This is a genomic window from Campylobacter sp. LMG 7929 (assembly GCF_024723595.1).
Lineage (GTDB): Bacteria > Campylobacterota > Campylobacteria > Campylobacterales > Campylobacteraceae > Campylobacter_D.
In genome coordinates this window covers 147,457-158,700 of sequence record NZ_JANQCY010000001.1, presented here as the reverse complement: position 1 = coordinate 158,700, position 11,244 = coordinate 147,457, and the positions used below count along the sequence as shown (strand labels likewise).

13 protein-coding genes and 1 pseudogene are annotated in these 11,244 nt (G+C 30.7%); 6 read left to right on the top strand and 8 right to left on the bottom strand.

Translation table 11 applies throughout. The features are described 5' to 3' along the window. Window positions 1–164: 164 nt before the first annotated feature. On the top strand, window positions 165–1,085 hold the full coding sequence (locus CAMP5118_RS00830; RefSeq protein ID WP_263678626.1) for a helix-turn-helix transcriptional regulator: 921 nt from the start codon (window positions 165–167) through the stop codon (window positions 1,083–1,085). 87 nt (window positions 1,086–1,172) lie between these two features. Here CAMP5118_RS00830 and CAMP5118_RS00825 read toward each other — a convergent pair. Beyond that, window positions 1,173–1,598: pseudogene (locus CAMP5118_RS00825) on the bottom strand (PDDEXK-like family protein); the annotation flags it as partial. 108 nt (window positions 1,599–1,706) lie between these two features. Between CAMP5118_RS00825 and CAMP5118_RS00820 the strand changes: the two are divergent. From CAMP5118_RS00820 to CAMP5118_RS00805, 4 genes are all read left to right on the top strand, one after another. After that, window positions 1,707–2,255, top strand: a complete 549-nt coding sequence (locus CAMP5118_RS00820) for a hypothetical protein (RefSeq protein ID WP_263678629.1) — start codon at window positions 1,707–1,709, stop codon at window positions 2,253–2,255. After that, window positions 2,252–2,455: a hypothetical protein gene (locus CAMP5118_RS00815; protein ID WP_337216370.1), complete on the top strand. Its 204-nt coding sequence runs from the start codon at window positions 2,252–2,254 to the stop codon at window positions 2,453–2,455. Before CAMP5118_RS00820 ends, CAMP5118_RS00815 begins: the two co-directional genes overlap by 4 nt. A gap of 83 nt (window positions 2,456–2,538) precedes the next feature. Further along, window positions 2,539–2,694 (top strand): hypothetical protein, encoded by a 156-nt coding sequence (locus CAMP5118_RS00810; RefSeq protein WP_263659131.1) that lies wholly within the window; start codon window positions 2,539–2,541, stop codon window positions 2,692–2,694. Window positions 2,695–2,760: 66 nt separating this feature from the next. Further along, on the top strand, window positions 2,761–2,916 hold the full coding sequence (locus CAMP5118_RS00805) for a GmrSD restriction endonuclease domain-containing protein (RefSeq protein WP_337216369.1): 156 nt from the start codon (window positions 2,761–2,763) through the stop codon (window positions 2,914–2,916). A gap of 111 nt (window positions 2,917–3,027) precedes the next feature. On the opposite strand, the gene dnaE is transcribed toward CAMP5118_RS00805, so the two are convergent. Continuing rightward, entirely contained in the window at window positions 3,028–6,621 is a 3,594-nt protein-coding gene (gene dnaE, locus CAMP5118_RS00800) for a DNA polymerase III subunit alpha (RefSeq protein ID WP_337216368.1), read from the bottom strand. Window positions 6,622–6,724: 103 nt separating this feature from the next. Here dnaE and CAMP5118_RS00795 point away from each other — a divergent pair, with 103 nt between their 5' ends. Beyond that, window positions 6,725–6,964, top strand: coding sequence for a SelT/SelW/SelH family (seleno)protein (locus CAMP5118_RS00795; RefSeq protein WP_257396702.1), 240 nt, complete (start codon window positions 6,725–6,727; stop codon window positions 6,962–6,964). Window positions 6,965–6,987: 23 nt separating this feature from the next. On the opposite strand, the gene CAMP5118_RS00790 is transcribed toward CAMP5118_RS00795, so the two are convergent. The 6 genes from CAMP5118_RS00790 to CAMP5118_RS00765 are packed head-to-tail and all read right to left on the bottom strand — an operon-like array spanning window position 6,988 to window position 11,232. Continuing rightward, entirely contained in the window at window positions 6,988–7,554 is a 567-nt protein-coding gene (locus tag CAMP5118_RS00790) for a DJ-1 family glyoxalase III (protein WP_263678634.1), read from the bottom strand. Between the two features lie 11 nt (window positions 7,555–7,565). Beyond that, window positions 7,566–8,438: an N-carbamoylputrescine amidohydrolase gene (locus CAMP5118_RS00785; RefSeq protein WP_337216367.1), complete on the bottom strand. Its 873-nt coding sequence runs from the start codon at window positions 8,436–8,438 to the stop codon at window positions 7,566–7,568. Then, window positions 8,407–9,321 carry a cation diffusion facilitator family transporter gene (locus CAMP5118_RS00780; RefSeq protein ID WP_337216366.1) on the bottom strand — a complete coding sequence of 305 codons (915 nt, stop codon included), beginning with the start codon at window positions 9,319–9,321 and terminating at the stop codon, window positions 8,407–8,409. The genes CAMP5118_RS00785 and CAMP5118_RS00780 overlap by 32 nt, the downstream gene beginning before the upstream one ends. Continuing rightward, the gene (locus CAMP5118_RS00775; protein WP_337216365.1) at window positions 9,318–10,295 is read right to left on the bottom strand and encodes an agmatine deiminase family protein; all 978 of its coding nucleotides are present in this window, start codon (window positions 10,293–10,295) and stop codon (window positions 9,318–9,320) included. The genes CAMP5118_RS00780 and CAMP5118_RS00775 overlap by 4 nt, the downstream gene beginning before the upstream one ends. Before the next feature lie 56 nt (window positions 10,296–10,351). Then, window positions 10,352–10,633 carry a hypothetical protein gene (locus CAMP5118_RS00770; RefSeq protein ID WP_263702031.1) on the bottom strand — a complete coding sequence of 94 codons (282 nt, stop codon included), beginning with the start codon at window positions 10,631–10,633 and terminating at the stop codon, window positions 10,352–10,354. Further along, window positions 10,633–11,232, bottom strand: coding sequence for an MBL fold metallo-hydrolase (locus CAMP5118_RS00765; protein ID WP_337216364.1), 600 nt, complete (start codon window positions 11,230–11,232; stop codon window positions 10,633–10,635). Before CAMP5118_RS00765 ends, CAMP5118_RS00770 begins: the two co-directional genes overlap by 1 nt. Window positions 11,233–11,244 lie beyond the last annotated feature (12 nt).

The window sequence follows — 11,244 nt, the reverse complement described above, 5'->3', positions numbered from 1 at the left end:
CTGTATTCTAATAATTATATATTTATCATCTTTTACTCTCAAACATTGTTTTCTAAATAAACTTTCATTTCCAAACTACAAGTTTTGTAGCGTTTATAAACTAGACTTTATTTGTTTATAAAGCAATTGTTGTTAATATTTTTAAAAAAATTTAGAGAAAAATCATGAAAGATCTTAAAAAATACATTGCAAATTCCAAACTAACACGCCTTGAAGTTTTATATGAAAAATTAGTAAAGTCTGAAAATGGCATAACTATAAAAGAACTAGCCCAAGAACTCAATGTAAGCGCTAAAACCATAAAAAGAGACATGCAAGGGGTTTTTGAGCCTATGGGGCTTATTAAAAATGGAAGAAAATGGCGTATCGATACGAGCAAAGACATTCAAGAGCAAGATGATGAAAAAATAATCCTTGAAGTGCTTGATACCATGGCAAAAAGTGCCGGAAATAGCTTTTATGCTAAGGCTCATCCCCTACTTTCTAAACTTTCTCAAAATATCTCTAACCCCATCCATACTAGCCTAGATGCAGAAAAGCTGGAAGAAAAAGATTTAAGCAATTTTCAAATTCTTGAACAAGCCATCAACACCAAAACACAAATTGTCTTTAAATATGAAAATAAACTTTTCCAAGTAAAACCTTTAAAACTAGCTTTTTTTAATGGATTTTGGTATTTGCTTGCTTTTGATATGAAAAAACGTGATATTTTCAAAAAATTTTATTTAAAAAATATCCAAAACATCACCCTAACCCAAGAGCATTTTCAAACCGATGAGAGTTTAGAAGTAAAACTTCAAAGAGTAAATTCTATATGGTTTAGTCTTGATAAACCTTTTACAGTAAGGCTTTTAGTAGAAGAACCAATACGAAAATACTTTGAAAGAAAGCCTCTAAATTCACAAATCATCACCGGTAAAGACAAAGATGGCTCCATAGAAATAGAGCTTGAGATAACTCATGAAATGGAAATTTTACCTTTAGTGTATTATTACATACCTTATGTAAAGGTTTTAGAACCTGATTTTATAGCAAATAAAGTCAAAGAAGTAGTTGGAGAATACCTTGATCAAATAAGCAAATGATTGCTTATTTGTCAGGATTTTAATACTTTCTTAGCTACATTTAAAGCTTTTTCAATCGTGTCATTTTCTATAAAATTTTTTATCAATTTCATTGTTTTTAACTTTTTCTTTTATGTGTTTTATGTAGTCTTTGAGTTGATTTGGTTGATCTTTTGTATAAAGTTTATTTTATATGATGATATATCTTTTATCTTTTAAACTTATGAGTATATCAATCCTTCTATTATCTTTTGTACAAGCTTCTGTTTCTACGCTTTCTATATCATGGGCTGTAAGATTTTTAAATTTCTTAGCCTTTGTGTATCTTCCAAGCTTTTTTAAAAACTCATTTGCAAAAAACTCTTGATAATGATCATCATGTGGATCTATCAAATAAGCTATAAATTTAGAATGATAAATTTCCATTTCTTGTACGCCCAAAGATTCAAAAATATTTATATCACTCATGCCTTTTTTGGTATTTTCTTCAAATTTATCATTAACCCTTAATAATTCTTCAATAAAATTTTTCATTCACAACGCCTTTAAAATAATTTTCACAATTATACTACAAAAATATAGACTACCATTGTCTGCTTTTTTTAGCTATGATTTTTCAAATCATTCAAAAAAAGGATAAAAATGCTTCAAACCATGAAACACATCCTAACTCACACCGATGAGACTTTACTTGCAAAGAAATTTGGTTATAACAATGTAGAAAAATTTACTAAAACAAAAACTTTGTTTTTAGAATGCGAAAGCATACAAGAATGGCTTTTAAAAGGACATTATGATATGGTAAATTCCTCTTTAGAATTTATGCAAAAATTTGATTTTATTTTAGATAAAGAAATTTTGAATTCAATTTTAGAACAAAGTATTTTATTAAAAGATAAATACACAAAATTACAAGAAGCAAAAGCCATCATAAAAACAAATTTTAAACGCAAAAGCGAGCCTTTGCATGCTTTGATGTTTTTATCTCATTTACGCGTGCTTAAATTTCCTATTAGCAATGATATGCTCTATCTTGATAAAACACAAATCATGCAAAAGCTCAAAGAACTTGCTATAAAGCATTATGAAAATTCACAAGGCAAATTAAAGCTTTGGGGAGATATCTTACAATATGACATTATTTATGATGATGAGTTATTAGTTTTAAGCATGCTAAAGAGCGATGAATGATAGCCATTTCTACACTTTTATCATCAAAACATAAAAGAATTTATCAAAATCTTGTGCGAAATTTTACTAAATTTAACATCGCTTTTAAAAAAATACTAAGTAATGATATATGGTTAAGAGATTTCATGCCTTTAGTGTATGAAAATACAGTGACAAGCTATATTTATGATCCTGATTATTTAGAAATTATCCGCATTTAAAAACCACTATAAAACCTCTAAAAAATCACTTAAATTTAATCCTTGATGGAGGTAATTTCATAAGAAAACATGATGTTGCTTTTATGTGTGAGAAAATTTTTAGCCAAAATCCAACACTTAGCAAGGAAAGAATTATCCATACTTTAAAACAAAGTCTAAATTTAAAACACATAGTCTTTTTACCAAGACTAGCTTATGATAGATACACACATAGTGATGATATTAATAATTTTTCATAACTAGATAATAAAAGTCTAGTTATTTTGTTTATAATTGCATTATATATCTTAGTTTAAAGGTTTATAATGCAATCAAATACTTCTACTTCTTTAGCAAATTTAACATTAATATCTATGAGAAAAAATGTTCAAGCGTTAAATTATGATTTTGCTAAAAAAAGAAATTTATATAAACAAAGAGATTTTAACTTGCTATATAATAACTCAAGATATAATATATAATTATGCTGAGTGGAATGTAAAGTCTCTTGAAAAAAGAGAGAAAGATTTAATAGAAAAAATTTCAAATATATTATCAATTTAAGCTATGATAATCATAGCTTAAATTGATATTTAACCTTTACATTTTTGAGCTATCACATCCATAGCTTCTTGCGAGAGAACAAAATTTGTATGATAAAGCAAGCAACTACCCATATCAAGCACTTTTAGCACAAGCTTTTTGTTATTAGTATCTTTTGGATTGTGTCTTGTATTAGCTAGATCATAAATTTCATACACCATATCTTTACTAAGCTTGTTAATATCAAGTTCTATGATATTTTCTTCAAATTTCATAGGCTCTTGGGTAAATTCTTCTTTATTTTCTTTTTTTACAAAGCTTTTTTTCTTACTAAAAGATTTTAACTCATTTTCCCTTGCTTCTTCTAAGGTGTAAATTTCATTTAAACTAAAGCTTAAGTCATTGTCGTTGTTTTTATATCTTAGTAAAAAAGCAAAGGCTTCATCTTTATTTTCTTTAAAAAGCGCTTCAACTTTTTCTACTTGGGCTTCAAAGATGATCATATCAAAAGTAGAATAAAAGTCTAAAACCACAGCCTTAGCATACCTTTTACCGCTTTTACTCATCATCGATTTAAAATCTTCAATCTTCCCTACAACCAAAAGCTCACCCTCGCCTTTGAGTGTTTCAAAGTCCATACTTTTAAAATACTCTATGCCTTCTATTTGATTTGCAAATTTATCTAATGGATGGCCTGATACATAAATTCCTAAAATTTCTTTTTCATAGCCTAGTTTTTCCATTAGTTCAAATTCTACTTTGCTATCATGAAGCCCTACTTTGATATCTGCGGCTATTTCTTCTTCTCCAAAAAGCGAAGCAGTGGAGTTTCTTTTAACTTCAGCGATTTTTCTACTTGTTTCTGAAATAAGCTCAAGATTATCCACCAAGCATTTTCTAGTATAGCCAAACTCATCAAAAGCACCTGATTTAGCTAAATTTTCTATGGTTTTTTTATTAATCTTAGTTGGATCAATAGAGCTTATAAAATCATCAAAATCACTAAAGCCCTCTTCTTTGCGAATAGCCATGATATTTTCTATCGCAGGAATTCCCACACTCTTAATCGCTCCAAGCCCATAAATAATAGCTTCAGAACCATCTTCAAGCTTAGTTGCACTAAATTCTCTTTGGGCTTTGTTAATACTTGGTGGCAAAAGTTTGATGTTCATTCTTTTCATCTCTTCAATGTATTTTGCGACCTTATCTACATTGCTTTCTTCACTTGTTAAAAGTGCAGCCATAAACTCACTTGGATAATAAGTCTTTAAATACGCTGTTTGAAAGGTTATAAGTGCGTAAGCAGCTGAGTGAGATTTGTTAAAACCATATTCAGCAAATTTCAAAATAAGCTCAAACAAATCATCAGCCTTTTTCTCATCATAGCCTTGTTTTTTAGCTCCTTCTAGATACTCTGCTTTAAGATTATCCAAAATTTCTCTTTTTTTCTTACCCATAGCACGACGCACATTATCAGCCCCACCCAAAGAAAAACCACCGATTTTTTGCACTATTTGCATAACCTGCTCTTGATAAACTATAACCCCATAAGTATTTTCAAGTATAGGTTTTAAATCTTCAAATGCATAAGTAGCAGCCTTTCTACCATGCTTAATATCGATAAAATCATCCACCATCCCACTATCAAGTGGACCTGGTCTATATAAAGCTAAAACTGCGATTAAATCCTCAAATCTTTCAGGTTTTAACCTAGCATTCAAACTTTGCATACCACCTGATTCTATTTGAAAAATACCCAAGGTATTACCACTTTGTATGGTTTTATAAACCTTAGGATCATTCATATCAATCTTTTCCCAAATTACATCTTTACCATAACGCTTTTTAACTAGCTTAATCGCATTATCAATCACAGTAAGAGTTTTTAAACCCAAAAAGTCAAATTTGATTAAATCCACATCTTCAAGATATTCTTTAGAATACTGCGTTACCAAATGACGCTCATCATTTTTGCTTTGTCTAAAAAGTGGAGCTTTATTCCACAAAGCTTCATTAGATATCACAACTCCGGCTGCATGCATACCTGCGTTTCTATTTAAACCTTCTAGTGCTTTAGCAAAGTCCCAAACTTGACGTCCTTTTGGATGAGAATTTACAAATTCAGCGATTTTTGGTTCTTGCTCATAGGCTTTTTCTAAAGTGATTTTTAGCTCTTCAGGAACTAATTTTGCCAAAGCATCTGCATCAGGTATGCTCATATCACAAACCCTAGCCACATCACGGATTACTCCCTTTGCTAAAAGCTTACCAAAGGTAATGACTTGTGCAACCTTTTCAGCTCCGTATTTATCAATAACATAATCAATCACCTCCCCTCTTCTATCTTGACAAAAATCCACGTCAATATCGGGCATTGATACACGCTCAGGATTTAAAAATCTCTCAAAAAGAAGATTATAAGGTATAGGATCTAAATCTGTAATTTTCAAACAATACGAAACCAAACTCCCAGCAGCACTCCCACGCCCTGGGCCAACTGGTATATCTTTTTCCTTAGCTGCGGCGATAAAATCATGAACGATTAGCATATAACCTGAAAATTTCATATTTTTAATAATACTAATTTCTAAATCAAGCCTATCTTTATACTCTTGGTGCTTACTCTCATCGATAAATTGAAGTCTTTCTTCTAAACCCTTTTTGCAAAGATATTCAAAAACCATATCATCATTATCAAAGCTAAATTCTTGATCTTCTTGACTTAAACTTAAGCCATATTTTTTCGCATATTCACGGGTAAATTTAAAATTTGGTGGTGTTGGATCACCTAGTTTTAATTCTAAATTACATTTATTAGCTATTTCTTGAGTGTTTTCAATGGCTTCAGGAATATCAGCAAAAAGCTCACTCATTTGCTCTGGTGTTTTTACATAAAACTCATGCACTTCATGTCTTAAACGCCCTGGATCATCAAGCTTAACACCCATAGCTATACACATAAATACTTCATGCGCAGCTGCTCTTTCTTTAAAAGTATAATGCGTATCATTAGTTGCAATAATTTTTATATCAAGCTCTTTAGCAAGTTTGATGATAGAATCATCGATAAATTTTTGATCATCAATACCATGACGCATAATCTCAAGATAAAAATCATCTCCAAAAACCTTTTTATACCAAAGCGCAGCTTCTTTTGCACCTTCATAACCTTTTGCGCCAAATTTTAAATTTCTTTCATTTTTGGTATTTAAATGCCAATTAACCTCACCTTGCAAACACGCCGAAGAGCAAATCAAACCCTCACTATGAGCTTCTAAAAGCTTTTTATTAATCCTTGGGTAATAATACAAACCATGTATATAGCTTTGTGAGCTTAAATACATCAAATTTTTATAACCAATTTCATTTTTAGCAAACAAACAAATATGAAAGCGTTGTCTTGAGCTTTTATCACTTAAATCATCATGATTATGCAAATACGCTTCAAGCCCTATGATAGGTTTAATTCCCTCAGCTCTCATTGTTTTATAAAAATCAATAGCTCCAAACATATTTCCATGATCAGTCATAGCAACACTTGTTGCACCTTGAGCTTTTAGCGTTTTAGCAAGCTCTTTGAGTTTATTTGCTCCATCAAGTAAAGAATATTCTGTGTGCAAATGTAAATGTGTAAATTGGCTCATATTTTCCCTTGTACTTTTTTATTATTATAAAAAAAAACCTTAAATTTAAAACTTACAAGCATAAAAAATGTATAATAGCTTACTTTCAAAAAAGGAGTAAAAAATGGAAGTAAAAATTTATTATTGTAATCTTTGAAATTACAAACCACAAGCTGCAAGGGTTGCAGAAGAAATACAAAACGAATTCAAAGATGCGCAAATTTCTACCATAGAAAAAGGTGGTGGTCATTTTATAGTAGAAGTAGATGGCAAAATCATTTACTCTAAAAAAGACTTGTTTAACTGCGAAGTAGATAGATTTCCTCATGAGGGTGAAATCACTAAGCTTATGAAACAAATGTAAGCTAAACCCTCATTAACGAGGGTTTATTTTGTTAAAGGAACAAGCATACCTTCATAAAGTTTTTGATAAATTTCTTCTGAGCATAAATGCTTAGCAAGCTCCAAACCAAACAAAATAGCCGTAGCAGGCCCAGCTGCTGTGATGACATTTTCATTTACCACAACCGCTTTATTTACTCTTACACCTTCAATACCTACTTCACAACCAGGATAGCAAGAAAACTCCCCGTTTATCACCCCTGCTTTAGCTAACACCATAGGTGAAGCACAAATAGCTGCTACGATTTTTTTCTTAGCATGTAAATCTTGTATGATTTTTATGATAGCTTGATTGTTTTTTAAATTCATCATACCTTCAAATCCACCTGCTAAAGCAATTGCATCTAAATTTTCTTGATCAACACTAGATAAACTCACATCAGCCCTTATGCAAATTCCATTAGCACCTTGTACCAAAAGCTCATCATCAAGCGAAGCAATAATTACTTCTAAATTCCCACTAGCCTCCCCTGCTCTTTTTAAAACATCAGCTATACCTATAAATTCAGCTTCTTCAAAACCTTTTGCCAAAGGCACTAAAACTTTTTTCATTTTTCCTCCTTTTAGTCAATAAATCTTTTATTTAATTCATGAAAATACTCTATGCGTCTATCGCGTAAAAACGGCCACCATCTACGCACATTTTCACATCTTTGCATATCAATTTCAATGATTTTACAAAGCTCTTGTTTATCATCAGCTCTAAAAAGCTCTTCACCTTGAGCCCCAAAGACAAAAGAATTCCCCCAAAATCTTATGCCATCTTCGACACCGCTTTCATCTTTTTCAAAACCCACTCTATTAATAGCTACTACAGGCAAGCCATTAGCTATAGCATGACCTCTTTGCACACCTATCCAAGCTTCAAGTTGTCTTTGTTTTTCTTCTTTTTCATCCTTATCAAACCAACCTATAGCAGTAGGATAAATCAAAATTTGAGCTCCTTTTAAAGCCATTAACCTAGCAGCTTCAGGATACCATTGATCCCAGCATATTAAAACTCCAAGCTTTCCAACACTTGTTTGTATAGGTTCAAAACCCAAATCACCTGGAGTAAAATAAAATTTTTCATAAAAACAAGGATCATCAGGAATATGCATTTTGCGGTATTTACCTACTATGGAACCATCTTTTTCAAATACCACGCTAGTATTATGATAAAGCCCTGCGCTTCTTTTTTCAAATAAAGAAGTTACCAAAACAACTTTATTTTCTTTAGCTACATTAGACCAAAACTTAACATCTTCTTCATAGTCATTGGCTAAATCAAAAAAGTCTGTATTTTCACTTTGACAAAAATACTGCGTTTGATGAAGTTCTTGTAAGCATACAAGTTCAGCCTTTTCCTTTGCTGCTTGTTTGATAAGTTCGCATGTTTTTTTTATAGTTTTTTCTTTATTTTGTTTAAATTCTTGCTGTATGAGTGCTAATTTCATTTTTACTCCTTTCTTCTTCTGAATCATCATAAGGGTCTAAGTGTACATGGATATTCCAAAAATCATCTTTAAAATGCTCCCTTATACTATCTTCAATCTCATCACCGATTTTATGAGCTTTTAAAAGTGATATTGTAGGTTCAAAAACTAAATGCACACTAACATAAAGTATATCAGGACTTTTTCTAGTTTTTAAATGATGAAAGCTTTTGACTTCTTTATTTGCACTTATAATTTGTTTAATCACTTCAACTTGTTCTTTATCAATTGCCACATCTAATAAAATTTTAGAACTTTCTTTGATGATTTTAAAAGCTGAAAAAATCGTATATAAACTTATAGCTATACCAAATAATCCATCAATAAAATGATAATTTGTAAAAGCTATAATCACAAGTGCTAAAAGCGTTAGAGCATTAGTTAAAAAGTCTATTTTATAGTGCAAGCTATCAGCTTTTATAATCAAGCTTTTTGTTTTTTTAGCAACATAATTTAAAAAAACCACCAAACACAAAGTTACAGCCATAGCAAAAGCCATGATAAAAATTCCAAGATCAAGTTTTTCTACACTTTCTTGATTGTGAATTTTCAAAACACTCTCATAAAAAATATAAACCCCAATCCCGCTAATCACAAGACCTTCAAAAAGCCCCATTAATGCTTCAATTTTACTAAGGCCAAAATTATATTCTTTACTAGAGCCTTGAGAGCTTTTTTTCAAAGCTAAAAAATTTAAACCCGAAATCACACAATCAAGCAAAGAATCAATCGCACTAGAAAGCACTGCAACAGAACCTGAAGCTAAACCTACTATAAATTTAACAATAGCTAAAAAAATAGCACATACACTTGCGATGATGGTTGCGCTTTTTTGTAAATTCATCTTTGACCTTCATAGCGGTTTTGACAAGAACAATGCAAAGAACCATTTTGTCTTAAAAACACTCTTGCATCAACCCCTACCACTTTTCTATCTTTGCATGCTTTTTGTAAATTTTCTAATACCAAAGCATCGTTTTCATCATTATAAGTTGGCACTATCAAGCCACCATTAACAAAAACAAAATTTGCATAAGTAGCACCAAGCCTTTTACCTTCAAAATATAAAGGCTTAGGTAAAGGAAGCTCTAATAAATCAAACCCTGTTTTTTTAAGTTCTTCCTCCATAGCTTTTAAGGGCTTATAATGTTCATCGTTTTCATCTTTACACACGCAATAAGCAATGGTTTTTTCATTGATAAATCTTGCTAGAGTATCTATATGATGATCAGTATCATCACCTTTTATATAACCATGATTTAACCATATAATTTGTTTTAAGCCAAAAATTTCTTTTAACTTAGCTTCAATTTGCTCTTTATTTAAACGGGAATTTCTATTTTCATTTAACAAACAAGCACTCGTTGTAAGCATTACTCCTTGCCCATTAAAATCAATACTCCCACCTTCTAAAATAAAATCAATTTTTTCTAATTTTCCAGATAATTTTTGTGCAAAAAGTTTTGAATTTACCGCATTATCTAAAGTGCTTTGAAATTTATCCCCCCAAGCATTAAAAGTAAAATCAAGCCCTATAGTTTTATCATCTTCAAGCACATCAATTGCACCAAAATCTCTAATCCAAGTATCATTAGTATCACACTTAAAAAAATCAACGTTTTTTATATGCTTAAATCTTTGAAAATCTTTTTCACTTGGCGCTATAAGTAAAACTTTTTGAAAATTTGCCACAGCTTTAACAAATTCTTCATAGCTTTGTAAAATCTCTTCTAAATAAGGCTTCCAATCGCTATTTTCATGAGGCAAGGAAAGTAAAAGTAGCTCTTGTTTGTGCCATTCTGCTATGCTTTTTCTCATTTTGATACCCTTTTTGATAATTAAAAAAGTATTTTAACATTTTTAATGATAGTTTTTTACTCTTTTTTTAAAACCCAAGCAAAATACCATATCGCAAAAGATAAAAGCAAAATCATGAAAAGCTTTTTATCATACACTCCAAATCCTATATAAAGCACAGAATACATAAAACCAAAACTTCCTGCATAAATGCAAATTCTACTCATTAAACCATTTTCCACCGCTCTAAAACATGGGCATTTGTGAAAAAATTTCTTTTTTGTTTCTTTAGGTTTAAAAAAACTCAAAACCGCACTTAAAATCAGCAAAAAACTTAAAAAATATAAAACCTTATCCATTAGTGAAAATACCTTAACCAAGCAGGAATTGCTTTTTGTTCTTCTTTTAAAGTGCTTTCTTCTCCATGCCCTGGAAGTAATCTAAAATCTTTTTCATAAGCTAAAACTTTAAGCAAACTCTCTTTCATCTTGGCTGCATCTGAGTAAGGAAAGTCCCATCTACCAATACTACGGTAAAATAAAAAATCTCCACTAAAAAGCACATCTTCACCCACAAGTTCTATCATGCAACACCCTGGAGTATGCCCTGGAAAATAATGAAATTTAAACTTAAACTCATCTATACTAAATTCATTTTCATTTTCTATCAACACATCAGCATTTGAATGCTCAAAACCATAATTAAAAGGATCTTTTAGCATAAAAGCATCATCTTTATGGATAAAAAGTGGAATTTCATAAACCTTTTTAACTTTAGCATTATCATAAACGTGATCATAATGACCATGAGTATTTAAAATAGCTAAAGGTTTGCTTGCGTTTTCTTTGATAAACTCATAAGCATTTTCACCTGGATCGATGATGATTTGCTTGTTATTATGATCTATAATATAACAATTTGTTTCATACATTCCGCATGGTTGTTTTAAAATACGCATATAAACTTCCTT